General features: G+C 55.1%; 22 protein-coding genes. 14 read left to right on the top strand and 8 right to left on the bottom strand.

What is annotated here, in order from left to right:
• Positions 1-105: 105 nt before the first annotated feature.
• On the top strand, positions 106-318 hold the full coding sequence (gene cspE, locus HYQ67_RS17670) for a transcription antiterminator/RNA stability regulator CspE (protein WP_121264842.1): 213 nt from the start codon (positions 106-108) through the stop codon (positions 316-318).
• An 81-nt stretch (positions 319-399) separates the two neighbouring features.
• On the opposite strand, the gene yiiM is transcribed toward cspE, so the two are convergent.
• Entirely contained in the window at positions 400-1,074 is a 675-nt protein-coding gene (gene yiiM / locus HYQ67_RS17665) for a 6-hydroxyaminopurine reductase (RefSeq protein ID WP_202305637.1), read from the bottom strand.
• 310 nt (positions 1,075-1,384) lie between these two features.
• On the opposite strand from yiiM, the gene HYQ67_RS17660 reads away from it, so the two are divergent.
• The 3 genes from HYQ67_RS17660 to HYQ67_RS17650 are packed head-to-tail and all read left to right on the top strand — an operon-like array spanning position 1,385 to position 4,188.
• Positions 1,385-2,362 carry a TRAP transporter substrate-binding protein DctP gene (locus HYQ67_RS17660; RefSeq protein WP_202305635.1) on the top strand — a complete coding sequence of 326 codons (978 nt, stop codon included), beginning with the start codon at positions 1,385-1,387 and terminating at the stop codon, positions 2,360-2,362.
• Between the two features lie 19 nt (positions 2,363-2,381).
• Positions 2,382-2,888, top strand: coding sequence for a TRAP transporter small permease (locus tag HYQ67_RS17655; protein WP_202305633.1), 507 nt, complete (start codon positions 2,382-2,384; stop codon positions 2,886-2,888).
• Complete coding sequence (locus tag HYQ67_RS17650; protein ID WP_202305631.1) at positions 2,881-4,188, top strand: TRAP transporter large permease; 1,308 nt, start codon at positions 2,881-2,883, stop codon at positions 4,186-4,188. Before HYQ67_RS17655 ends, HYQ67_RS17650 begins: the two co-directional genes overlap by 8 nt.
• Before the next feature lie 91 nt (positions 4,189-4,279).
• Here the strand turns inward: HYQ67_RS17650 and HYQ67_RS17645 are convergent, their stop codons facing one another.
• Positions 4,280-4,957: an oligogalacturonate-specific porin KdgM family protein gene (locus tag HYQ67_RS17645; RefSeq protein ID WP_431355451.1), complete on the bottom strand. Its 678-nt coding sequence runs from the start codon at positions 4,955-4,957 to the stop codon at positions 4,280-4,282.
• Positions 4,958-5,420: 463 nt separating this feature from the next.
• Entirely contained in the window at positions 5,421-6,041 is a 621-nt protein-coding gene (gene sodA, locus HYQ67_RS17640) for a superoxide dismutase [Mn] (protein ID WP_202305627.1), read from the bottom strand.
• A 357-nt stretch (positions 6,042-6,398) separates the two neighbouring features.
• Here sodA and rhaT point away from each other — a divergent pair, with 357 nt between their 5' ends.
• Entirely contained in the window at positions 6,399-7,433 is a 1,035-nt protein-coding gene (gene rhaT / locus HYQ67_RS17635) for an L-rhamnose/proton symporter RhaT (RefSeq protein ID WP_202305625.1), read from the top strand.
• Here the strand turns inward: rhaT and rhaR are convergent, their stop codons facing one another.
• Entirely contained in the window at positions 7,434-8,264 is an 831-nt protein-coding gene (gene rhaR / locus HYQ67_RS17630) for an HTH-type transcriptional activator RhaR (RefSeq protein WP_202305623.1), read from the bottom strand. It abuts the gene before it with no gap.
• A gap of 74 nt (positions 8,265-8,338) precedes the next feature.
• Entirely contained in the window at positions 8,339-9,175 is an 837-nt protein-coding gene (gene rhaS, locus HYQ67_RS17625) for an HTH-type transcriptional activator RhaS (RefSeq protein WP_202305621.1), read from the bottom strand.
• A gap of 303 nt (positions 9,176-9,478) precedes the next feature.
• Here rhaS (HYQ67_RS17625) and rhaB point away from each other — a divergent pair, with 303 nt between their 5' ends.
• The 9 genes from rhaB (at position 9,479) to rhaM (ending at position 19,510) form a co-directional block, all read left to right on the top strand.
• Positions 9,479-10,951, top strand: coding sequence for a rhamnulokinase (gene rhaB, locus HYQ67_RS17620; RefSeq protein WP_202305619.1), 1,473 nt, complete (start codon positions 9,479-9,481; stop codon positions 10,949-10,951).
• Positions 10,948-12,207 (top strand): L-rhamnose isomerase, encoded by a 1,260-nt coding sequence (locus tag HYQ67_RS17615; RefSeq protein WP_202305617.1) that lies wholly within the window; start codon positions 10,948-10,950, stop codon positions 12,205-12,207. The genes rhaB and HYQ67_RS17615 overlap by 4 nt, the downstream gene beginning before the upstream one ends.
• Before the next feature lie 98 nt (positions 12,208-12,305).
• Positions 12,306-13,130 (top strand): rhamnulose-1-phosphate aldolase, encoded by an 825-nt coding sequence (gene rhaD, locus HYQ67_RS17610; RefSeq protein ID WP_202305616.1) that lies wholly within the window; start codon positions 12,306-12,308, stop codon positions 13,128-13,130.
• 183 nt (positions 13,131-13,313) lie between these two features.
• Positions 13,314-14,306 (top strand): rhamnose ABC transporter substrate-binding protein, encoded by a 993-nt coding sequence (gene rhaS / locus HYQ67_RS17605; protein WP_202305615.1) that lies wholly within the window; start codon positions 13,314-13,316, stop codon positions 14,304-14,306.
• A 109-nt stretch (positions 14,307-14,415) separates the two neighbouring features.
• Positions 14,416-15,927 carry a sugar ABC transporter ATP-binding protein gene (locus tag HYQ67_RS17600; RefSeq protein WP_202305614.1) on the top strand — a complete coding sequence of 504 codons (1,512 nt, stop codon included), beginning with the start codon at positions 14,416-14,418 and terminating at the stop codon, positions 15,925-15,927.
• Between the two features lies 1 nt (position 15,928).
• Positions 15,929-16,933, top strand: coding sequence for an ABC transporter permease (locus HYQ67_RS17595; RefSeq protein ID WP_202305613.1), 1,005 nt, complete (start codon positions 15,929-15,931; stop codon positions 16,931-16,933).
• Positions 16,930-17,955 carry an ABC transporter permease gene (locus tag HYQ67_RS17590; protein ID WP_202305612.1) on the top strand — a complete coding sequence of 342 codons (1,026 nt, stop codon included), beginning with the start codon at positions 16,930-16,932 and terminating at the stop codon, positions 17,953-17,955. Before HYQ67_RS17595 ends, HYQ67_RS17590 begins: the two co-directional genes overlap by 4 nt.
• Before the next feature lie 95 nt (positions 17,956-18,050).
• Positions 18,051-19,199, top strand: coding sequence for a lactaldehyde reductase (gene fucO, locus HYQ67_RS17585; RefSeq protein WP_202305611.1), 1,149 nt, complete (start codon positions 18,051-18,053; stop codon positions 19,197-19,199).
• Positions 19,196-19,510 (top strand): L-rhamnose mutarotase, encoded by a 315-nt coding sequence (rhaM, locus tag HYQ67_RS17580; protein WP_202305610.1) that lies wholly within the window; start codon positions 19,196-19,198, stop codon positions 19,508-19,510. Before fucO ends, rhaM begins: the two co-directional genes overlap by 4 nt.
• 286 nt (positions 19,511-19,796) lie before the next feature.
• Here the strand turns inward: rhaM and HYQ67_RS17575 are convergent, their stop codons facing one another.
• The 3 genes from HYQ67_RS17575 to HYQ67_RS17565 all read right to left on the bottom strand — a co-directional run bounded on the left by HYQ67_RS17575 (position 19,797) and on the right by HYQ67_RS17565 (position 23,064).
• Positions 19,797-20,843, bottom strand: coding sequence for a virulence RhuM family protein (locus tag HYQ67_RS17575; RefSeq protein WP_202305609.1), 1,047 nt, complete (start codon positions 20,841-20,843; stop codon positions 19,797-19,799).
• 138 nt (positions 20,844-20,981) lie between these two features.
• Positions 20,982-21,431 (bottom strand): hypothetical protein, encoded by a 450-nt coding sequence (locus tag HYQ67_RS17570; protein WP_237391307.1) that lies wholly within the window; start codon positions 21,429-21,431, stop codon positions 20,982-20,984.
• A gap of 1,153 nt (positions 21,432-22,584) precedes the next feature.
• Complete coding sequence (locus HYQ67_RS17565) at positions 22,585-23,064, bottom strand: Hcp family type VI secretion system effector (RefSeq protein ID WP_202305607.1); 480 nt, start codon at positions 23,062-23,064, stop codon at positions 22,585-22,587.
• Positions 23,065-23,752 lie beyond the last annotated feature (688 nt).

The following is a 23,752-nucleotide window of genomic DNA, read 5'->3' as shown; positions in this document are numbered from 1 at the left end:
AGTTATCGTAGATACCTTTCAAAGTGAGTTTCTCCTTACCGCTTCAAAAATCTGTAAAGCATACCAATACGCCGTAAGGCAAACTCTATTTAAAAGGTAATATCAATGTCTGCTAAAATGACTGGTCTGGTTAAGTGGTTCAACTCTGACAAAGGCTTCGGCTTCATCACTCCTGACGATGGCTCTAAAGATGTGTTCGTACACTTCTCTGCTATCCAGAACGATGGCTACAAGTCCCTGGACGAAGGTCAGAAAGTATCTTTCACCATCGAAAGTGGTGCTAAAGGTCCAGCAGCTGGTAACGTAACCAGCCTGTAATTGCTACTTAAGCAATAAAAATTCTAAAACCCGCCTTCTGGCGGGTTTTTTCGTTTCTGGGACTGGCGTTTTCGCTAAGCGCTACTTGCCCACCAGCCGCCGCGAATTATCCTCAATCCTTCCGGAAAGTCGTCGTTTCTGCATGGTGCGCGTCCAGCTTGTTGAAAGCCCTGCCGCCGACAGCAGGCGGTGAAACTGCTCATCATCAAACGGCATGTGCCAGGCGATGCCGATAGCCTCCGCTACGCTGACGTCACTGACACGGGAAACCAGCTCAAGCGGCGTTTCCGTCGATGCCTTACCCGCCATGACCACGCGATACAGCCAACCACAATAGCCTGACGCCTGCATCTGCGATGCCATATCGCTAACACCAAAATGATAATTTAGCTTAAAGCAGGGTGAGCGAGGCTGTGTGACCTGAATCAGCGTGTCGCCCCAGCGAAAGATATCGCCGATAAATACATTTTGTTCCGTCAGCCCAACCGTTGAAAAATTCTCGCCAAACGCTGGCGCTGTAAACAGCTCTGCCTGCTCGGGGAACTCTTGTACCCAGTGGGCATAATGTTCGCGAGGATAGTGGCACAGGGCACGGTCAGGGCCGCCGTGAATGACCTTTTCGGCCTGCTGATCGCCTTCCAGCCCCAGCTCGGTCAGTTTTAGCTCGCCGTCGACCTGATATTTGCCGATAGCGCTCGGCCTGCTGCCTTCATATTCACGAATTTTGCCGATATAAACCTGTAGCGGATAGTGCATCTGCCCCTCCTTGATTGCCGATAGCGGTCATAGCAGTGTGATAGCTCAGGCTCGCCTCCAGCCGGGGATTATGCAACCTCTTTCGGACCATCAAGCGATAATTCATTTCTAATTAATCCTGCCTGAAACCACTGCCTGCATAATTATTGAACAAATGTAGCCCATTCAGAAAGAGTACTGAATTTGTGAGCCGGCCTTTTGATATGTTCTTCCCACTGCCACGTTTGCCTTTCCGGTGGCAAAAGCTCAAAGGTTTATCAGGCCCATCTCCCGTAGTTTCCTCGTGAAACTAACTCATGATGAGGCTCGTATGAAAATAATAAGGACAGTCTTACTTTTTTTGCTTTGTCTTACCTTTATTCCTTTGACTACCTCCGCTGCCACCGTTTTACGTCTCGCCTATGCTGAAAATAGCCAACCGGTTAAAGATGCGCTGCGCTTTTTGGGCCGCCAGATAGAAGAAAAGACTGCCGGCGAGGTTAAGGTTGTCTATTTCCCGGACGGCCAGCTTGGCGGTGAGCGCGAGCTGGTTGAACTGACGCAAGCCGGGGTGGTAGACATCACCAAAGTCTCGTCAGGCTTAATGGAAAGCTTCTCACCGCTGTACGGCGTGTTTTCGCTGCCCTATCTCTTTGCGGATAAAGATGAATACTACCGGGTGATGGATAACGAGAAGGTCATGGGGCCGGTTTATCACTCTACCGCCGCGCAGGGGTTTATCGGCGTCGGCTGGTACGATTCTGGCGCACGCAGCTTTTATATGAGCAAAGCCCCCATTCGCCGCATTGAGGATCTGCAGGGCAAGAAAATCCGCGTGATGCAAAGCGAGACGGCAATCCGCACGCTGAAGCTGCTCGGCGCTTCTCCCATCGCCATGAGCCAGGCCGAGGTTTACACCTCTCTGCAGCAGGGCATCCTTGACGGCGCAGAGAATAACGAATTTGCACTGACCATCGCCCGCCACGGCGAGGTCGCCCACTTTTACACCTACGATATGCACACCCGCATCCCTGACATTCTCCTGATGAGCTCGCTGGCCCTCGAAAAGCTCACGTCCGGCCAGCAAAAAGCAGTCGGCGAGGCGGTCAAAGCCTCCATCGAATTTGAAAAGGCCGCCTGGGATGCCGAAATAGAAAAAACGAAGCGGGAGGCGGTCGACAAATTTAACGTCGAGTTTTTCGACATCGACAAAAGGCCGTTCCAGCAGGCCGTGCAGCCTATTTACGCAGAACTGAAAAACTCGCCGCAGCTGGACGCGCTGTATCAAACCATTCAGGCCGCAAAATAAACGGATACGGGAAAAATTTATGGAAACAATTAGAAAGGGACTCGACAGGCTGCTCGAAGGCGTCTGCTGTTTTGTACTGACGATGATGGTGGTCGTCTCCTGCTGGCAGGTCATCAGCCGTTATGTGGTGGGCGTTCCCAGCACCGTTACCGAAGAGCTGCTGCGCTTTTCGCTGGTCTGGCTTTCCATGCTGGGCATGGCCTATGTCGCCGGAAAACAGCAGCATATCAGCCTGACGATTCTGGTCGACAAAGTTCCACCCACCGTGCGGGCGTGGTGGACAGTTTGCCTGCAGCTGGTGTTTATCGCCTTCTCCGCGTGGGTGCTTATCATCGGCGGCCTGAAAATATCCTCGATATCTATGCTGCAAATCTCCCCCGCGCTGGGCATTCCGATGGGGAAAATCTATTACGCCCTGCCCGTCTCAGGCGTGTTGATTATCGTCTATAGCGCGCTCAACATTATGCAAACTCTGCGTTCCCTCTCATCCCCGGCGGCGCTGCCAGTGGAGAATCACCATGATTGATCCAGTCTTAGCTTCCTGCATGCTGATTGCGGTTTTTGTCATCCTGCTGGCGATGAGCGCCCCGATTGGCCTGTGTATTGTTATCGCCTCATGCAGCACCATGATGCTGGTGCTGCCCTTTGAAATTTCAATGTTTGCCACCGCCCAGAAAATGTTCTCAAGCCTGGACAGCTTCGCCCTGCTGGCGGTGCCGTTCTTCGTGCTCTCCGGGGTGATGATGAACAGCGGCGGCATTGCTGGCCGGCTGGTCAACTTCGCGAAACTGTTTACCGGGCGCCTGCCGGGCTCGCTTTCTTACACCAATATCATCGGCAATATGATGTTTGGGGCGATTTCCGGCTCGGCCATTGCGGCATCCACTTCCATTGGCGGCGTGATGGTGCCGATGAGCGCCAAAGAGGGCTACAGCCGCAGCTTTGCCTCTGCGGTCAATATCGCCTCCGCGCCGACCGGGATGCTCATCCCACCGACCACCGCCTTTATCCTCTATGCCCTAGCCAGCGGTGGCACCTCTATCGCCGCGCTTTTTGCCGGTGGCATGGTGGCCGGTACGCTCTGGGGCCTGGGCTGCATGGCGGTAACCTGGGTGGTAGCAAAACGTCATAATTATCGGGTCTTTTTTGCGCTGCAAAAAGGCGTGGCGTTAAAAGTGACGGTTGAAGCAGTACCCAGCCTGCTGCTAATCGTGATTATTGTCGGCGGTATAGTGCAGGGGATTTTCACCGCGATAGAAGCCTCGGCCATTGCGGTGGTTTATACACTTTTTCTCACCATGGTGTTCTACAAGACTCTGAAAATAAAGGATATGCCAGCCATTCTTATCCAGACGGTGATCATGACCGGCATTATTATGTTTCTGCTGGCTACCTCCTCCGCCATGTCATTTTCGATGGCGATCACCAATATTCCCGGCGCACTGAGCAATATGATTCTCGGCATATCGGAGAATAAAATGGTGATCCTGCTGGTCATTACCGCCTTCCTGTTAATCATCGGCGCGTTTATGGATATTGGCCCGGCCATCCTCATCTTCACGCCGATATTATTGCCTATCATGACAAAGCTGGGTGTCGATCCCGTGCACTTCGGCATTATTATGGTTTACAACCTGGCAATCGGCACCATTACCCCGCCGGTAGGCAGCGGGTTATATGTTGGTGCCAGCGTGGGGAAAGTAAAAGTTGAAGACGTGATCAAACCATTAATGCCATTTTATGCGGCGATCATTGGCGTATTACTGCTGATCACCTTTGTTCCTGACATTCCTCTTTTCCTGCCACGCCTGTTAGGTGTGATGTAAGCAAAAAAAATCCGGTTGTTTTACAACAGCCGGATAATTTTTCAGGACTTCGAATATTACTTGGGGTGACAGCTCTGTTTACCGTGTGGGATTAAAACGTATAGCCAAGCCCAACGCGGAAACGAGTCTGGCGATCGTCACTGCTGCTGCTGACGGCGACGTTGCCAACTTCGATAAACGGCGACCAGGCATCAATCAAATAAGCAGTTCTGAAGTTATACTCATAATTATCTTTACCACCGTCATAGAGATTATATTTATCAGCCTTCTTGTAAATCCCTTCAATCGACCAGTCAAAATTGCGCCATTTATATCCCGCCCAGACATCCATACGGTTAATGGTGTCATCGTCGCGGGTGTCCGTTTCTGACGAGCGGCGGATGTACTCGAAGCGATAGCGCGCTCCTACCCACCATGCATCATTCAGCGTCCAGTGCGCTCGCAGGTAGGGCTTATAAACCGAGTAGCCATTACCTGTTTCCAGCACGGCCCCCGGCTGCCAGGCGACGTTCCCCACCTTAAACTGATAGCTGGCCGTATATTCGTTGCCCTGAGTTTCCATATCATTAAAGGCTTTATTGGTATCGTCACCGCCGGACTTCGAAATGGCTTCAATTGCAAAGCCAAAGCCGCTGGCAAAACGGTGTGAAATATAAGCACGGTCATAGTTCGCTTTGCTGTCATCGAGATATTCATGACGCACGTCGACATACACCGCGTGAGCGCTTGTTACCGCAAGAGGTAATAAAAGGAAAAGACATTTTTTCATAAGAATTTCCATATAAAATAAATTAGCAGTGAGCAAGAAATGAGGTCCCTCACCGCTAAAATATCCGTACAGAAACGCCATTTCAATATAGACACAGGACTTAAATCAAAATTTGAATGTCGGTCATAAAGATGTTAAAAAATTCATCAGTTAATATTCCTCAAACAAATATCAACATTCATCGAATAAAATATTCACATATAAAAATAAATAATACAATTATAATAAATTGAATAAAAAGGGTTTTATTCAATCTCTTTCACATACTCTCTATTATTAGCCAATAAGGCAATATGTTTAACTAACAATATTTTTCATTATTCCGTTAAATAAAATACATGCTTCTTTGTGATACTGCCATTGATCGCTTGTCTCTGTCTTTGACATTAAGGTATTTATTTATTCAGCAAAAAAAAGCCTTCACGACATTACGTGAAGGCTTAATAATCAACTTACAGCAGAATTATTTTTTAGCGGCGAAACGCGCTGCTGCTTCGTCCCAGTTCACAACGTTCCAGAACGCTTTGATGTAGTCAGGACGTTTGTTCTGATACTTCAGGTAGTAAGCGTGTTCCCACACGTCCAGACCCACGATTGGGAAGCCGGATGCGCCGGAAACGGCTTCGCCCATCAGCGGGCTGTCCTGGTTTGCGGTAGAAACCACCGCCAGTTTGTCGCCTTTCAGTACCAGCCACGCCCAGCCGGAGCCGAAACGGGTAGCAGCGGCTTTCTCAAACTCTTCTTTGAATTTGTCCACGCTGCCGAAATCGCGCTCGATAGCCGCTTTCAGGTCGCCCTGCAGGGTGGTACCGGTTTTCAGGCCTTTCCAGAAGAAGCTGTGGTTAGCGTGGCCGCCCGCGTTGTTACGCAGCGGGGTTTTCTTGTCGGCTGGCAGCTGGTCAAGCTTAGCGATCAGCTCTTCAACCGGCAGGCTTGCGAATTCTGGCAGGGACTCCAGCGCTGCGTTAGCGTTGTTCACGTACGCCTGGTGGTGTTTGCTGTGATGGATTTCCATCGTTTCTTTGTCGAAGTGTGGTTCCAGGGCGTCGTAGGCGTAAGGCAGGGATGGCAGTGTATAACTCATGTTCATCTTCTCCACTAGTGTTTGGCGGCGCAGAAGCTGTTAACGCCGCGTAATCAGTTGGTTCATTATAGTTAATTAAATGATATTGAAAATGTTTATCAATGCCGCATTTTTAATAAGGTTATAACTTTTCGCGATGAGGCGGAAAAGTTGAGCCTGGTCAGACTGATAGCGGCCATCGCTTTCCCTGAGGTTAAAAACTGTGACCTTCATCCCCCGCATCCCGTGATTTTTGCCAGCTTTATTCCCGCCGCGGCAGCCTTCAGAAGGTTAGCCAACCGCTCCCTCTTTAGACTTAAGTGAAATAGGGTAGTCAGCGGTCACCCTGCGTTTTCCAGTTAAAACAGAGGGATAATAATGAGTAACGCGATCACCATGGGGATTCTTTGGCATCTGGTCGGCGCGGCAAGCGCGGCCTGTTTTTATGCCCCTTTTAAGAAAGTACAGCGCTGGTCCTGGGAAACCATGTGGGCAGTCGGCGGCTTCGTGTCATGGATTGTTCTACCCTGGGCCGTCAGCGCCACTCTGCTGCCGGACTTCTGGGCTTACTACAGCACTTTTAGCGCCTCTACGCTGCTGCCGGTCTTTCTGTTCGGCGCGATGTGGGGCATCGGCAACATCAACTATGGCCTGACGATGCGCTACCTGGGCATGTCGATGGGCATTGGCATTGCGATTGGCATTACGCTTATCGTCGGTACCCTGATGACGCCAATTATTGCCGGAAAATTCGACGTGCTGATTGGCACACCGGGTGGACGTATGACGCTGCTGGGCGTGCTGGTTGCGGTTATCGGCGTGGCGATTGTCACCCGCGCAGGCCAGCTAAAAGAGCGCCAGATGGGTATTAAAGCCGAAGAATTTAACCTCAAAAAAGGGCTGGTGCTGGCCGTCATGTGCGGCATTTTCTCGGCGGGAATGTCTTTTGCGATGGACGCCGCAAAGCCGATGCATGAAGCGGCGGCGGCGCTGGGCGTCGATCCGCTGTACGTCGCCCTGCCAAGCTACGTCGTGATCATGGGCGGCGGAGCGGTGATTAACCTTGGCTTCTGCTTCATTCGTCTGGCAAAAGTGAAGAACCTGTCGATAAAAGCCGACTTCTCTATCGCAAAACCGCTGATCGTCGCCAACGTGCTGTTCGCCGCGCTCGGCGGGTTAATGTGGTATCTGCAATTCTTCTTCTACGCCTGGGGCCACGCGAAAATCCCGGCGCAGTATGACTACATGAGCTGGATGCTGCACATGAGTTTCTACGTGCTCTGCGGCGGGCTGGTTGGTCTGATTATGAAGGAGTGGAAGGCCGCAGGTCGCCGTCCGGTAGGCGTGCTGAGCGTCGGCTGCGTGGTGATTATTCTTGCGGCCAACATCGTTGGCCTTGGCATGGCGAACTGATCAGGCGGCGGCATAACGCTGGCGCCACGTACGTGGCGTCAGACCGGTCTCTTTGGTGAACACCACCGAAAAATAGTTACTGTCCTCAAAGCCGCAGCGCGTGGCGATATCCCCTATCAACATCTCGCTGTGGCGCAGCAGATCCTGTGCCTGACAAATCCGCTGCTGGCGCAAATACTGGCTGACCGACATGCCGGTTTGCTGGCGGAAAAGCTGCCGCAGATGGCGCTCCGTAACCTGATGCTGCTGGCAGAACAGCTGCAAATCAAACGGAGTTTCCAGACTTTTACCCAGCGCGCCCATCAACAGATCCAGCGTTTCCCCGCTGTCCGGCCCCACCGCATCCTGGGGCTGATAGCGGTGCCTGCGCAGCATGATACAAAGCTGTAAAAACAGGCTTTCCGCCAGGCACAGAGAGAGCGCATCCGGCTTCGGGCTTTCATGCTCCAGCTGGGCGATAAGCTGCCTGGCCTGAGCCATGCCGTGGCTGCTCAACCGCCAGCGCACGTTGTTGCTGTGCAGCAGATCGCCCCAGTCAACGTTGAGTTTTAACCGCTCGGGACAGTAGATGATGTTATGCAGCACTAAGTCGTTCACCGACTCGTAGCTGTGGCGGTCTTCGGCGCGAATATAGAACAGATCGCCGCAGGTGATGCGGTATGGCCGGTCGTTGAGGATATGCAGCCCGTTGCCGCGCCACACCAGAACCAGCTCGCAAAAATCGTGGGTATGTTCCGCGAAAACGTTTTGCGGATAGCGATCCGCCACCGCCACGGGCTGGGCGCTGGAGGTAAAAAAATCTGCTTTTTTTAGAACTAACTGACCCGTCACCTTCAGCCCTCAAAGCCGGAACAATCAGAAAGTATTGGCTTTTTTGAGGTAAAAAACGGTGATTGCCCTCGCGATTACTGAAGTTGAGTATCCCGCCCCTGGCGAATTTCGCGTGGGGACCAGGCGAACTCGCGTTTGAACAGGGTTGAAAAGTGGTTGCTGTCGCCGAAGCCGCACTGGAAGGCGATATCCGTGACGCTCTCTTCCCCGTGGCGCAGCAGGTGACGCGCTTTCATCAGGCGTAAACGGTTCAGGTAGCGCTGCGGCGTCATACCGGTTTGCTGTTTCAGCTGGCGGTGCAGCGTGCGCAGCGAAAGGGTGAACTGCGAGGCGAGCTGCTCCCAGCATACCTCTTCGGCAAAATGCTCTTCCAGCCACGCCATCAGCTGATTGAGCCGCCCTTCTGAGTTTGTCGCACCTTCCGCCATGCTGCCCTTACGCAGCAGCACCAGCAGCTGCATAAAGAGGATTTCCCGGTTGGCGACGGCGTGGGTATCCGCGCTTTCCCCTATATTTTCAAACTGTTCGATAAGCCCACGCACCTGCTGCAAAACGGGCTGATTCACGCGCCAGTGGGACGGATAGAGGCCATCCTGTTCCTGCGGCAGCAGCTTATCCAGCCCGGAGAGGAAGCAAAACGCATCCGGCGCGCGGTAAAGAATGTTGGTCAGGCAGAGGTTTTCCGTGTGCTCGTAAAGATGGCGGTCGTGATCGCGCACGAAGCAGACCGATCCGCCGCTCAGCGTGTAGGGCTGGCCGTTGAAGACGTGCGTCCCGGTGCCGTGCTCGACAATCACAATTTCGCAGAAGTCGTGGTGGTGTTCCGGAAACGCCGCCTGCGGCAAACGCGGCTCAATCGCCACCGATGCGGCACCTGAAGGGAAGAAGTCAAAGCCATGCAGTATTGTCATTCTCACGCCCACCACGCTGATTAACCGATGCCTGATAGTAGATAACCCTTCTCATCAGCACCTTAAATTTTCGACGCGAAATCCGCTAAAAGCTGCACGTTTTTTAAGAAACGACGGGAAAGATCGGGAAGTGTGGATAGCGTCACAGGCCGCATGAGAGCGGAGCAAGCGCGATTCTGTGACATCACTCACGTTCATCTTTGCATCTTTGCCAGCGGGCCATTCGCGCTGTCAGTAATAAGAAGGTGGGCGCGGGCGTTCCTTTCTAAAGTGGGGGCAACTCTTTTGTAAGGACCCCCGACCATGACTGTACGCCATAGCGTTGCGGTTGACCTGGGCGCTTCAAGCGGCCGCGTCATGCTGGCCCGCTTCGAAAGCGGCACCCGCCACATCTGCCTGCGAGAAATTCACCGTTTCAGCAACTGCCTGAAACAGGTAGAGGAAACCACCGCCTGGGATCTGGACGCGCTGGAAGGCGAGATCCGCACCGGCCTGCAAAAGGCGTGCGACGAAGGTATTCGCATCGACAGCATCGGCATCGACACCTGGGGCGTGGATTTCGTGCTGATTGACCGCGACGGCAACCGCGTCGGCCTGCCCGTCTCTTACCGCGATAGCCGCACCGACGGCGTGATGGACAGGGCGCTGGGCGAATTAGGCCGCGAAGAGATCTATCGCCGCACCGGCATCCAGTTTCTGCCCTTCAATACCCTTTACCAGCTGCGCGCTCTTAGCGAGCGGCAGCCGGAGCTGCTCGATAAGGTCGAACACGCGCTGCTGATCCCCGACTACTTCTGCTACCGCCTGACCGGCGCGCTGAACTGGGAGTACACCAACGCCACCACCACCCAGCTGGTGAACATCAACAGCGACAGCTGGGATGAAACCCTGCTCGCCTGGGCCGGCGTTCCGCAAAAATGGTTCGGCACCCCGACCCATCCCGGCAACGTTATCGGCCAGTGGATCTGCCGCGAAGGCAATAAAATCCCGGTCGTCTCCGTTGCCACGCACGATACCGCCAGCGCGGTCATCGGCGCGCCGCTGAAAGACAAAGACGCGGCCTATCTCTCTTCCGGCACCTGGTCGCTGATGGGCATGGAGAGCAAAACGCCGTATGCCACGCCGAAGGCGCTGGCCGCTAACATCACCAACGAAGGCGGAGCGGAAGGCCGCTACCGCGTGCTGAAAAATATTATGGGGCTGTGGCTGCTCCAGCGCGTGACCCGCGAGCTGAAAATAACCGATCTGCCGGACCTGATTGCCCGCGCCCAGCTTATCCCGGCCTGTAAGTTCGTGATTAACCCGAACGACGACCGCTTCATCAACCCGGAAAGCATGAGCCGCGAAATTCAGGCCGCCTGCCGGGAGAGCCACCAGCCGGTGCCGCTCGACGACAGCGAGCTGGCGCGCTGCATTTTCGACAGCCTGGCGCTGCTGTACGCGCAAATTCTCAAAGAGCTGGCCGATCTGCGCGGCCGCCCGGTGAGCTGCCTGCACATCGTCGGCGGCGGCAGCCAGAACGCCCTGCTCAACCAGCTCTGTGCCGACGCCTGCGGCGTGCCGGTGCTCGCCGGGCCGGTAGAGGCCTCCACCCTCGGCAACGTCGGCTGTCAGCTGATGGCGCTGGACGAAATCACCGACGTCGATGACTTCCGCAAAGTCGTCGCCGCCAACTACGAACTCACCCCCTTTTCCCCTCAATCAGACAGCGAAATTGCCCGCTACGTGGCGCAGTTTCAGCACAACCGTCAAACCTGTAAGGAGTTTTGCGCATGACCACCACTATCGATCGGGCCTGGGAACTGGCTAAGCAGCGCTTTGCCGCCGTGGGCGTAGATGTTGAAGCCGCGCTGCATCAGCTCGACCGCCTGCCGGTTTCAATGCACTGCTGGCAGGGCGACGACGTTGCCGGATTTGAAAACCCGGAGGGCACGCTGAGCGGCGGTATCCAGGCCACCGGTAACTATCCGGGCAAGGCGCGCAATGCGGCTGAACTGCGTGCCGATCTGGAGCAGGCGCTGAGCCTGATCCCAGGGCCGAAGCGCCTGAACCTGCACGCGATCTACCTTGAATCCGACACCCCGGTGTCCCGCGACAAAATCAAACCAGAACACTTTAAAAACTGGGTGGAATGGGCAAAAGCCAACAGGCTGGGGCTGGATTTCAACCCGTCCTGCTTTTCCCACCCGCTGAGCGCGGACGGCTTCACCCTCTCCCACGCCGACGACAATATCCGCCAGTTCTGGATTGACCACGTGAAGGCCAGCCGCAAAGTCTCCGCTTACTTTGGCGAACAGCTCGGCACGCCGTCGGTGATGAACATCTGGATCCCGGACGGCATGAAAGACATCACCGTTGACCGCCTGGCCCCGCGCCAGCGCCTGCTGGAAGCCCTTGATGAAGTCATCAGCGAGAAGCTGAACCCGGCGCACCACATCGACGCGGTAGAGAGCAAATTGTTCGGCATCGGTGCGGAAAGCTACACCGTCGGCTCCAACGAGTTTTACTTCGGCTACGCCACCAGCCGCCAGACTGCGCTGTGCCTGGACGCGGGCCACTTTCACCCGACCGAGGTCATCTCCGACAAGATCTCCAGCGCCATGCTCTACGTGCCGCGCCTGCTGCTGCACGTCAGCCGTCCGGTACGCTGGGACAGCGACCATGTGGTGCTGCTGGATGACGAAACCCAGGCCATCGCCAGCGAAATCATCCGCCACGACCTGTTCGACCGGGTGCATATCGGCCTCGATTTCTTCGACGCGTCCATCAACCGCATCGCGGCGTGGGTTATCGGCACCCGCAACATGAAGAAGGCCCTGCTGCGCGCGCTGCTGGAGCCAACCGAAACCCTGCGCCAGCTTGAAAAAGAGGGCGACTACACCGCGCGTCTGGCGCTGCTGGAAGAGCAGAAGTGCCTGCCGTGGCAGGCGGTCTGGGAGATGTACTGCCAGCGCAACGACACGCCAGCGGACGCGCAGTGGCTGAACACGGTTCGCCATTACGAAAAAGAGACGCTGAGCAAGCGCGCTTAAGAGAGTCGGTGGATGGGCTGCGCTTATCCACCTTACAACTAATTATCGTAGGGCGGATAAGCGTAAGCGTCATCCGCCAGTTCAGACAGGAAAATACTATGCAGAACATCCTTAACGCCTGGTTTGTTGAAGGCATGATCAAAGCGACCAGCGACGCCTGGCTGAAGGGCTGGGACGAGCGCAACGGCGGCAACATCACCATGCGTCTTGACGAGGCGGACATTGCGCCTTTCACGGACGACTTCCATGCCGCACCGCGCTACATCAAGCTGAGCCAGCAGATGCCGGATCTTGCCAACACGCCGTTTATCGTCACCGGCTCCGGCAAGTTCTTCCGCAACGTGCAGCTCGACCCGGCGGCAAATATCGGCGTGGTAAAAGTGGACAACAAGGGCACCGGCTACCACATTTTGTGGGGGCTGGAAAACGAAGCGGTGCCGACCTCGGAGCTGGCGTCGCACTTCCAGTCGCACTGCGTGCGCAAGAAGGTTACCGATGGAAAAGACCGCGTGATCATGCACTGCCACGCCACCAACCTGATTGCCCTGACCTACGTGCTGGAAAACGACACCGACGTCATCACCCGTAAGCTGTGGGAAGGCAGCACCGAATGTCTGGTGGTCTTCCCGGACGGCGTGGGTATTCTGCCGTGGATGGTGCCGGGCACCGACGAGATCGGCGACGCCACCGCAGGCCAGATGCAGAAACACTCGCTGGTGCTGTGGCCGTTCCACGGCGTTTTCGGCAGCGGCCCGACGTTCGACGAGGCCTTTGGGCTGATCGACACCGCCGAGAAGTCGGCAGAGGTGCTGGTGAAAGTGATTTCGATGGGCGGCATGAAACAGACCATCTCTCGCGATGAGCTTATCGCGCTAGGTAAACGTTTTGGCGTCACGCCGCTGGCAAGTGCTTTAGAGCTTTAAGTCTGTAAACGGTGGATGGCGCTTCGCTTATCCACCCTACAAAAATGAACACTGGATGACGCTGCGCTTATTCACCCTGCATTTTCTTTGTAGGTCGGATAAGCGCAGCGTCATCCGACAAAAAGTACCGTGAATAAAAATAAAAAACACCTGCAAACTGTCCCTACCCGTGGAGTATAAGCTATGAAAATTAAAGCAATAGTAGGCTGTACACTCACCGTTGCCGCACTGGCGTTGTCCGGTTCTGCCCTTGCCGAAGTGAAGATCGCGCTGGTTGCGAAATCCCTCGGCAACGGTTTCTTTGAAGCAGCGAACGTGGGGGCGCAGGAGGCCGCCAAAGAGCTGGGGGATGTGAAGGTCATTTACACCGGCCCGACGACCACTACCGCAGAAGCACAGATTGAAGTACTCAACGGCCTGATCGCTCAGGGCGTTGACGCCATCGCCATTTCCGCCAACGATCCGGACGCCCTTGTCCCGGTGCTGAAAAAAGCCATGCAGCGCGGCATCAAAGTCGTCTCCTGGGATTCCGGGGTGGCGAAAGAGGGCCGTCAGATCCACCTTAATCCCTCCAATAACGCGCTGATTGGCGAAACCAACGTCAGGCTCGCCGCCGACGCGCTGAAGGCGATGAACGTTGAAAAAGGCGACGTGGCGGTATTAAGCGCGACGCCGACCTCCACCAACCAGAACATCTGGATTGCGGAGATGAAAAAGGTGCTGCCGAAGTATCCGTCCGTCAACCTGGTGACCGTGGCCTACGGCGACGACCTGTCTGACAAGAGCTACCGCGAAACCGTCGGCCTGCTGAAATCTTATCCTGATCTGAAAGTCATCGTTTCCCCGTCCTCGGTGGGCATCGTTGCCGCCGCGCAGGCGGTGAAAGACCAGGGAAAAATCGGCAAGGTTTACGTGACCGGCCTCGGCCTGCCGTCTGAAATGGCGGGCGCGGTGAAATCCGGCGCTTCAAAAAGCTTCGCCATCTGGAACCCTATCGACCTGGGCTACGCGGCGACCTACCTGGCGGATGACTTAGTCAAAGGCAGCGCCACCAAAACCGAAGCCAGCATGGGCAAGCTGGGCAAAGTTAAGCTCGACGCCGACGGCAGCGGCGCGATGGCCGAACCCTTTGTTTACGACGCCAGCAACATCGATAAATTCTCCAAAATTTTCTGATTGTGTTCGGCGGGTAGCCCTTCGCTTACCCGCCCTGCGCGGCTCAATGTAGGGTGGATAAGCGCCAGCGCCATCCACCATTTTGTGCATTCTGGATGGGGAATTTACGATGACAGTTACCACACCGCTGCTGTCACTCAGGGGGATAACCAAACTGTTCCCCGGCGTGCGCGCCCTTGAAAACGTTCATCTCGACCTGTGGCCGGGCAAAGTCACCGCGCTTATCGGTGAGAACGGCGCGGGCAAATCAACCCTGGTCAAAGTGATGACCGGAATTTACCAGCCCGAAGAGGGCGAGCTGCTCTATAAAGCGATCCCGATTACGCTGCCCAACCCGGAGTCGGCGCACAAGGTCGGCATCACCGCGATCCATCAGGAAACCGTGCTCTTCGACGAGCTGACGGTCACCGAAAACATTTTTGTCGGCCACTATCTGTATCGCGGCCTGTTTAAGAAGCTCGACTGGCCCGCCATGCACCGGCAGGCGCGGGATCTTCTCGCCCGCCTTGAAGTGCAGATAGACCCCCGCGCCACGCTGAAAACCCTGAGCATCGCCCAGCGCCATATGGTGGCGATTGCCCGCGCGCTGTCGTTCGACGCCCAGGTGGTGATTCTGGATGAGCCAACCGCCGCCCTTTCGCAGCATGAAATCGTCGAGTTCTACCAGATCGTCGGGCGCCTGAAGCGCGAAGGCAAAGCCATCCTGTTTATCTCGCACAAGTTCGACGAAATTTTTGCGATTGCCGACCACTACACCATCCTGCGCGACGGCGTATATATCGGCTCCGGGCAAATCAGCGACATCAGCGAAGAGCGCATGGTGACGATGATGGTCGGGCGCGAGATCAGCCACGCGTACCCGAAAACGTCCTGCGAGCCGGGCGAAACGGTGCTGGAGGTGAAAGATCTCTGTCACCCAACGGAATTCGCGCACATCAATTTCACCCTGCGCAAAGGCGAAATCCTCGGTTTCTACGGCCTGGTCGGCGCCGGGCGCACGGAGCTGATGCAGGCGCTGTCCGGCGTGTCACGTCCGAGCCACGGCGAAATCCGCCTCAACGGACAGCCGAGGCAGTTCAGCCAGCCCGCGGACGCCATCAGGGCCGGGATTGTCTGCGTGCCGGAAGAGCGCCAGAAGCAGGGGGCGATTATCGGGCTGCCCATCAGCCAGAACATCAGCCTGCCGCAGCTTTCCCGCCTCAACCCGAACGGCGTGCTCAACGACGCCCGGGAATGGGCGCTGGCGGATGAATATGCGAAGCGGCTCCAGGTTAAAGCCTCAAGCTGGCGGCAGCCGGTCGAAACCCTGTCCGGCGGCAACCAGCAGAAGGTGGTGATCGGCAAATGGCTGGCGACCAGGCCTGCGGTCATCATTCTGGACGAGCCAACCAAGGGCATTGATATCGGCTCGAAGGCGGCGGTGCACCAGTTTATGTCCGAGCTGGTCGGCCAGGGGCTGGCGGTGATCATGGTGTCGTCAGAGCTGCCGGAGGTGATGGGCATGGCCGACCGGATTATCGTCATGCACGAAGGGCTGATGGTGGCGGAGTACAGGGCCGGTGAGGCGAGCGCGGAGACTATCGTCAGCGCCGCCAGCGGCGTGGGCGAGGAGGCGGCATAACATGTGGCAAACCCTGCTTAAACATCGTGAGGCCCTGCTCGCCGGGGTCATCGTGCTGATGGTGCTGGCAATTGGCAGCCGCGCGCCGTCGTTCCTCGCGCCGTCCAACCTGGTGGAGATGTTCAACGACACGTCCATTCTGATTATTCTCGCGCTCGGCCAGATGATGGTGCTGCTCACCAGGGGCATCGACCTGTCGATGGCGGCCAACCTGGCGCTGACCGGCATGTGCGTCGCCCTGCTCAACTTCCATCATCCTGAGATCCCCGTCGCCGTGCTGCTGGTTATCGCCACCCTGCTCGGCCTGCTGATGGGCATCATCAACGGGCTGCTGGTCTGGAAGCTCGGCATCCCGGCGATTGTCGTGACGCTCGGCACCATGAGCATCTTCCGGGGGATTATCTTCCTGCTGACCAACGGCGGCTGGATCAACGCCCACCAGATGAGCGCCGGTTTCCTGGCGCTGCCGCGCACCGCCGTGCTGGGGATGCCGCTGCTGAGCTGGTGCGCCGTGGCGGCCCTGCTGCTGGTCGGTTACGTCCTGCGCTACAGCCGCACCGGGCGCGCGATGTACACCGCCGGAGGCAACGCCACCGCCGCGTACTACACGGGCATCAACGCCGGAAAAATGCAGTTCATCAGCTTCAGCCTGAGCGGCGCGCTGGCGGGATTCTGCGGCTACCTGTGGATTTCGCGCTTTGCCGTTGCGTATGTTGACGTGGCTAACGGTTTTGAACTGCAAATCGTAGCAGCCTGCGTGATTGGCGGCATCAGCACCATGGGCGGCACTGGCCGCGTGCTGGGCTGCCTGTTCGGCGCGCTGTTCCTCGGCGTTATCAACAACGCGCTGCCGGTGATCGGCGTCTCGCCGTTCTGGCAGATGGCGATTTCCGGGGCGGTGATTGTGATTGCGGTGCTGCTCAACGAGCGCGGCAACAAGCGTAAAGGCAGGCTGATTCTGCGCGACGTCGCGCTTTCCCGACAAAAAGAGGCGGTGAAACCATGAATAAAACGCTGATCTCTGAGCAGGCGGCCCTCGTCGCCCTTCCCGACTCTCGCCTTAAAAAGCTGCTGTGCTGGGAAACGTTCCTGCTGGCGGTGACGCTGGCGGTATTTGTGGCGAACGCGCTGGCTTCTCCGTATTTCCTGAACGTCTGGAACCTGTCGGACGCCACCTTCAACTTCACCGAGAAAGCGATCATCGTGCTGCCGATGGCCATGCTGATTATCGCCCGGGAGATTGACCTGTCCGTCGCTTCCACTATTGCGCTCAGCTCCACGGCGATGGGCTTCTGCGCCCAGGCGGGCATGGATACGCCGCTGCTGGTCTGCGTGGGGCTGGGCGTCGGGCTGCTTTGCGGCCTGTTCAACGGCTGGCTGGTGACGCGCTTTAACCTGTCGTCCATCGTCATCACCATCGGCACCATGAGCCTGTACCGCGGCATCACCTACATTCTGCTCGGCGACCAGGCGCTGAACACCTGGCCTGAGAGCTTCGCGTGGTTCGGGCAGGGCTACGTGTGGGGCGCGCTGTCGTTTGAGTTCACGCTGTTTATCGTGCTGGCGGGCGCGTTCGCCTTCCTGCTGCACAAAACCAACTTTGGCCGCCGCACCTACGCCATCGGCAATAACCCGACCGGCGCATGGTATTCCGGCATCAACGTCAAGCGGCACAACATGATCCTCTTCGTGCTGGTCGGCGTGATGGCCGGGCTTGCGGCGGTGCTGCTGACCTCAAGGTTAGGCAGCACCAGGCCAACGATTGCCATGGGCTGGGAGCTTGCCGTGGTGACCATGGCGGTACTGGGCGGCGTCAATATTCTTGGCGGCTCCGGCAGCATCACCGGGGTGGTTATCGCCGCCTTCCTGATGGGGCTGGTGACCTTCGGCCTGAGCCTGCTCAACGTGCCGGGCATCGTGATGTCGATTATCGTCGGCCTGATGCTGATCGTGGTGATTTCCCTGCCGATTATTGCCCGGCGCTTAATACAACGTAGGGTGGATAAGCGCAGCGTCATCCACCACTAAATTTTCGGCGGGTGACGCATTGCTTACCCGCCCTACGCTTACCCTGGAGGGGAGCGAACAAGAATTCAAAAACTGCAATATTAAGGAAAATAACAATGAGCTTTATGTTGGCCTTACCAAAAATCAGCCTTCACGGCGCGGGCGCAATCGGCGATATGGTTAAGCTGGTTGCGGGTAAAAACTGGGGCAAAGCGCTGGTCGTCACCGACGGTCAGCTGGTGAAAATGGGGCTGCTCGACAGCCTGTTCACCGCGCTGGACGCTCATCAGCTCTCTTACGAGCTGTTTGACGAGGTCTTTCCGAACCCGACCGAGGAGCTGGTGCAGAAGGGGTTTGCCGCGTACCGGGCGGCAGACTGTGACTACATCATCGCCTTCGGCGGCGGCAGCCCAATCGACACGGCCAAAGCGGTGAAGATCCTGACCGCCAACCCCGGCCCGTCTACCGCCTATTCCGGCGTAGGCAAAGTGGTTAACGCGGGCGTGCCGCTGGTGGCGATTAACACCACGGCAGGAACGGCGGCGGAGATGACCAGCAACGCGGTGATCATCGACTCGCAGCGCCAGGTGAAAGAGGTCATTATCGACTCAAACATCATCCCCGATATCGCCGTGGACGACGCGAGCGTGATGCTGGATATTCCGGCCAGCGTCACCGCCGCAACGGGCATGGATGCGCTGACCCACGCGGTGGAAGCCTATGTTTCTGTCGGCGCGCACCCGCTCACCGACGCCAACGCGCTGGAGGCAATTCGATTAATCAGCACCTGGCTGCCGAAGGCCGTGGATGACGGGCACAACCTTGAAGCGCGCGAGATGATGGCTTACGGGCAGTACCTGGCGGGGATGGCGTTCAACAGCGCGGGCCTTGGCCTGGTGCACGCGCTGGCGCATCAGCCCGGCGCCACGCACAACCTGCCCCACGGCGTCTGCAACGCCATCCTGCTGCCGATTATCGAAGCCTTTAACCGCCCGCAGGCCGTTGCGCGCTTTGCGCAGGTCGCCTCAGCCATGGGCGTGAACATCCACGGGATGAATGAGGATCAGGCGAGCCACAAAGCGATCGAGGCGATCCGCGCCCTTTCCGCCCGCGTCGGCATTCCGTCCGGCTTCAGCCAGCTCGGCGTGAAGTCGTCGGACATTGAAGGCTGGTTAGATAAAGCCCTCGCCGACCCGTGCGCGCCGTGTAACCCACGCACCGCCACCCGAGAAGAGGTGCGCGAGCTCTATCTGGAGGCTTTATGATACGCAAAGCATTTGTGATGCAGGTAAACCCCGATGCCCATGAAGAATATCAGCGCCGCCATACGCCGATTTGGCCGGAGCTGGAGGCGGTACTTAAACAGCACGGTGCTCATCACTACGCTATTTATCTTGATGCCGAGCGCCATCTGCTTTTTGCAACGGTAGAGATAGAGTCGGAAGCCCGCTGGAACGCCGTCGCCCAGACCGAAGTCTGCCAGCGCTGGTGGCAGCACATGAGCGAAATTATGCCGAGCAACGCGGACAACAGCCCGGTGAGCGCGGAATTAAAAGAAGTGTTTTATTTAGAGTAATGATTTGAACCTGTAGGCCGGATAAGCCCTGGCGCCATCCGGCAAATCAGGTGTAACCGGTGGATGACGCTGATCGCTTATCCACCCTACGATTCGGACAAGTTGTAGGCCGGATAAGCCTTTGCGCCATCCGGCAAATCGATGTAATCGGTGGATGGCGCTGTCGCTTATCCACCCTACGCCTTCCACCTCAGCTTTCCGACAAGAAAGGCGAAGCAAGAAGGCGGTTAGCTATATTATCCAGCCGTGTTTTTACTTCTTCCCAACCAGGCATCACCTGGTTCATCTAGCGGTCCTTTTTCTCTTTGCTGGCGATGGTGCGTAAAACTTCGATATTCATTCTCTCTCCTTCCGCTTCTTTCAGCCGGCGACGACGTTGAGCAAAATCATCAAACGTTTTTTGCGCTTTTTCATCTGCCTCTTTTTTACTGACGGAACCGGCGTTCTGAAGTACTTCACGGTCATTGAACGCCAGAAACTGATCGAGCTTCATTTTCCAGTCACGCAAGAAGACCTGTTTGCGGCGCTTAGCCTGATCCTCAGCGAAGTCCAGCCACATTGAGACAATACGGTTCAGCTCATCTATCTCGCTTTCATTAAGATAGTTTTTGGCAATGGTCACATCGGTACGACGCACTTCATCATACTTAAAACTGGTCAGCCCCATATTGGGCTTGCTGGCATTTACCCGCTGAGCAATCAGCTCTGCGGCCGTAATACCCGTGCTCGCGTAATGCAGCTTATTTTGAATAATGCGAAAAAACTGCGTTGTTTCTTTGTTCGTAGGCTGGTAGTCCGCCGCCATAGTAAAGATATCCAACACCCGCAAATAGATGCGCCGCTCGCTGGAACGAATATCGCGAATGCGTTCCAGCATGTCGTCGAAGTAATCCGGCACCATCGATTTGCCCACGGGCGGATTCTTCAGACGTTCGTCATCCATCACGAAGCCTTTGACGAGGTATTCTTGCAGGGTCTGCGTGGCCCACTGGCGGAACTGCGTGCCGCGCGTCGAACGAACGCGGTAACCTACAGCGAGGATAACCCCCAGATTGTAATGCCGAATTTTGCGCTCTATCTGCCTTGCGCCTTCGGTTTGAACTTGTAAGTAATCCTTACAGGTTGAACTTTGTTCAAGCTCTCCTTCGCCGTACACCGCGCGGATATGCTGTGTTATCGCCTGAGGCGTAACCTGATACAGTTCGGCCATCGCCGCCTGCGACAGCCAAAGAGAATCTGCTGCAAAACGACACTCTAAACGTACCCTGCCATCCGCTGACTGAAAAAGAACAAACTCCCCGTCCGGGGCCGGTGTTAGAGATGAGTTCGGCATAACAATATCCTTTTAGTCGGGTACAAAAGAAAGCTACGTTGCCCTAATGAATACGTCCCGGATGATGATACAGGATGGGCCGGGCTACTCAGAACCAAAAAAGGGAAAACCCGGCCAATTCAGACCGGGGATGTTGATTTACATCGTAAGCGGCGAGCGTACAAAACGCGGCGTTCTTAGCTCATCGGCAAAGTAGTTCGTCAGTTCGAACAGCAGCCCGGTGAGGGCACTTTCTTCTGCTGCGCAAAAATTGTGGTCATTAAGGATTTGCGCAAGCGTCAGGCAGTAGCGGCAGAGATCTTCTGGTTCGGGGTCGAAAGCGGGCACCGCTGCGGGAAAATCGTCCGCGGTAAGGCTTTCAATCAGGTGCTCTGGAATAGGGTCATTCAAAGTTGATGACAGCAGTTGCAGACATTCCGCAAGGCGGTAGCAAAGCACGCGTCTTTCCCCTGGCTTTGTGCTTTCAATCAGCGAATCGGCGAAGCGTTCGCAATAATCCGCCAGCACGGTGAAATCGGTGTCGGGACCAAAGTTAAGGGTAAGCGGCGAGGTTTCTGAAGAAACAGTCTGGGTTGGGGTCGTAGCCATAATGGCAGCCTCCTGTAACGGTTTATCCACACCGCCTGAGAGGCTAATCTCCGGGCGGTGAGCTGAACAAGGTTAGCCTTACCGGTGTTACAGGAAACCGGCGCACCTTTCGGTGCCCTCGTCCAGCCCACCATAATGAGGTGTGGCTGAACGTACGATATACCAAAGACGCTGGCGCGTCATATATCGCCTGTAACTATTCCGGGAGGCTAATCCCGGCACCTGATTTTGCAGGTGCCGGGAAACGTTACTGCGATTGATGACGGCGGACAAGGGGTTTAATTACCGGGAATTGCAGCCTGCGGCATGGCTCGCAAAGGTGGCTGTAACTTACTGAAAATGGTTAAGTGTGGCTCAATTCAAGCTTAACCACGCTAATGCTGTCACCCTGTCCGGAAGAGCATCCGCCGACAATGGGAGAACCGTTTTCATCTTCAAGCCATAAATGTGCGGGAGTAGACATATAATATCCTTATTAATGAGAGAGTAAGAGTAGGTTTTTGACTACTGGGTTATTACCACTTCACGTAACGAACAAAGATAACCAGCATAAATACAAGAAAAACGGGTACAGGCCATATAGGGCCACCGGGAAAAAATTGTACCAGTGTTACCGCAAACAAGAGTGTTAGCAATGTGGGCGCATACATAGAAAACAATGATTTGAAGACACGTTTAAAAATCCTATTTATGATATTCATCATAGTTATCGAATCATCCTGCAATATTTTCTGTCCATAATCTTTTGAGCGAGCCTTGCATACAAAATCGTTACCATTTCACGTAACGGGCAAAGATATATATAACGAATATCGAAAACAAACCAACGGGCCAAATGGGACTATCCGGGAAAAAATATTGTTGTAGAACAGCGAATAGGATAACGCACAGCGGTGGGCCATAAAGCGAAAATAATTGCTGACAAAGCCACAGCGCTATTTTTTTAATGTATATAATCCCTGGCTACCTTATCATCCTGTCATCTGATGCCGTCTGGGCTTCAAATGCGCCAGCACGTTGAATACAGGCTCTATCAGAACTGTAGGCCGGATAAGCCTTAGCGCCATCCGGCAAATCGATGTAATCGGTGGATGACGCTGTCGCTTATCCACCCTACGATTCGGACAAGTTGTAGGCCGGATAAGCCTTAGCGTCAGCTGGTGCAGCGATCGTTCCACGTGTCACGATAAATAATGTTGCCTTCCGTATACTTCCAGGAGATCGCCTCGTAGCGTAACTCGAGCGTTTCCAGGTGAGTGCTGCTCAGGCCGTTGGGGGAAAGATACGGCGAAACCGTCGTCAGCTTGACGTTTTCCAGGATGATATTGAAATATTCAGACTCCACGCCAGCTTCAACGATGCGGTACATTTTAATAATGGCTTTTTTCAGCCTGCGGCCTTCACAGACGGCGCGATATAGCACGGGGGTGGTCTGGTCGAATTCTTTTACTATCACGACAGGCCGGTGAACGCGTGTACCGGTGAGTTTGCCCCAGTTCGGGTCAACGGGAATGGTCACCCCATGGGAAAATGATTTTAATTCGATGGAGCCTGAACGCAGCGGCATTAAGCATCCGCCGACAATGGGTGAACCGTTTTCATCTTCAAGCCATAAATGTGCGGGAGTCGACATATAATATCCTTATTAATGAGAGTGTAAGAGTAGGTTTTTGACTATTGGGTTATTACCACTTCACGTAACGACCAAAGATAAACAGCATAAATACAAGGAAAACGGGTACAGGCCATAAAGGACCATTGGGGAAAAATTGTACCAAGGTTACTGCAAACAAAAGTGTTAACAATGCAGGTGCATACATAGAAAATAATGATTTCAAGATTCGTTTTAAAATTCTTTGTATAATATTCATCATAGTTATCGAATCATCCTGCAATATTGGCTGTCCATAATCTTTTGAGCGAGCCTTACATACAAAATCGTTACCACTTCACGTAACGGGCAAAGATATAAATCACAATTATCGCGAACAACGGCACAAACCAAAGTGGTACTGAAGGGAATACATTGATCTGCACTAATGCATACGTGATTATTATTGCCTGGGGAGCGTAGAGCCCCACGAGGGACTTAAATATCCGCTTAAAAAATCTTTTGATAAGATTTATCATGATTATCGAATCATCCTGGTGATACTGAATGTCCATCGTGGATTTAAGCGCTCCACGCATTCATAAGAAAATCATTACGATTAGAAAAAAAACGCCGATTGGCCAGACTGGGCTACCTGGAAAGAAATGGGCCTGTAGTAATGCGAATATTATTGTTAACACAGCCGGGGCGTACATCGACAATAACGATC

The sequence above is a fragment of the Dryocola clanedunensis subsp. sulfonylureivorans genome (genome assembly GCF_016756775.1).
In the GTDB taxonomy this organism is placed as follows: domain Bacteria; phylum Pseudomonadota; class Gammaproteobacteria; order Enterobacterales; family Enterobacteriaceae; genus Dryocola; species Dryocola clanedunensis.
The sequence above is the reverse complement of the archived record's forward strand: the minus strand, read 5'-3'. Positions and strand labels throughout refer to the sequence as shown.

Bases quoted from the DNA above. Each gene is read 5' to 3' on its own strand.
- HYQ67_RS17645 (WP_431355451.1), bottom strand. From the start codon at position 4,957: ATGAAAAAATGTCTTTTCCTTTTATTACCTCTTGCGGTAACAAGCGCT.
- HYQ67_RS17615 (WP_202305617.1), top strand. From the start codon at position 10,948: ATGACCACCACTATCGATCGGGCCTGGGAACTGGCTAAGCAGCGCTTT.
- HYQ67_RS17600 (WP_202305614.1), top strand. From the start codon at position 14,416: ATGACAGTTACCACACCGCTGCTGTCACTCAGGGGGATAACCAAACTG.
- HYQ67_RS17650 (WP_202305631.1), top strand. From the start codon at position 2,881: ATGATTGATCCAGTCTTAGCTTCCTGCATGCTGATTGCGGTTTTTGTC.
- sodA (WP_202305627.1), bottom strand. From the start codon at position 6,041: ATGAGTTATACACTGCCATCCCTGCCTTACGCCTACGACGCCCTGGAA.
- fucO (WP_202305611.1), top strand. From the start codon at position 18,051: ATGAGCTTTATGTTGGCCTTACCAAAAATCAGCCTTCACGGCGCGGGC.
- HYQ67_RS17575 (WP_202305609.1), bottom strand. From the start codon at position 20,843: ATGCCGAACTCATCTCTAACACCGGCCCCGGACGGGGAGTTTGTTCTT.
- HYQ67_RS17565 (WP_202305607.1), bottom strand. From the start codon at position 23,064: ATGTCGACTCCCGCACATTTATGGCTTGAAGATGAAAACGGTTCACCC.
- rhaM (WP_202305610.1), top strand. From the start codon at position 19,196: ATGATACGCAAAGCATTTGTGATGCAGGTAAACCCCGATGCCCATGAA.
- yiiM (WP_202305637.1), bottom strand. From the start codon at position 1,074: ATGCACTATCCGCTACAGGTTTATATCGGCAAAATTCGTGAATATGAA.
- HYQ67_RS17655 (WP_202305633.1), top strand. From the start codon at position 2,382: ATGGAAACAATTAGAAAGGGACTCGACAGGCTGCTCGAAGGCGTCTGC.
- HYQ67_RS17595 (WP_202305613.1), top strand. From the start codon at position 15,929: ATGTGGCAAACCCTGCTTAAACATCGTGAGGCCCTGCTCGCCGGGGTC.
- rhaS (WP_202305621.1), bottom strand. From the start codon at position 9,175: ATGACAATACTGCATGGCTTTGACTTCTTCCCTTCAGGTGCCGCATCG.
- rhaS (WP_202305615.1), top strand. From the start codon at position 13,314: ATGAAAATTAAAGCAATAGTAGGCTGTACACTCACCGTTGCCGCACTG.
- HYQ67_RS17660 (WP_202305635.1), top strand. From the start codon at position 1,385: ATGAAAATAATAAGGACAGTCTTACTTTTTTTGCTTTGTCTTACCTTT.
- HYQ67_RS17590 (WP_202305612.1), top strand. From the start codon at position 16,930: ATGAATAAAACGCTGATCTCTGAGCAGGCGGCCCTCGTCGCCCTTCCC.
- rhaD (WP_202305616.1), top strand. From the start codon at position 12,306: ATGCAGAACATCCTTAACGCCTGGTTTGTTGAAGGCATGATCAAAGCG.
- rhaB (WP_202305619.1), top strand. From the start codon at position 9,479: ATGACTGTACGCCATAGCGTTGCGGTTGACCTGGGCGCTTCAAGCGGC.
- cspE (WP_121264842.1), top strand. From the start codon at position 106: ATGTCTGCTAAAATGACTGGTCTGGTTAAGTGGTTCAACTCTGACAAA.
- rhaT (WP_202305625.1), top strand. From the start codon at position 6,399: ATGAGTAACGCGATCACCATGGGGATTCTTTGGCATCTGGTCGGCGCG.
- HYQ67_RS17570 (WP_237391307.1), bottom strand. From the start codon at position 21,431: ATGGCTACGACCCCAACCCAGACTGTTTCTTCAGAAACCTCGCCGCTT.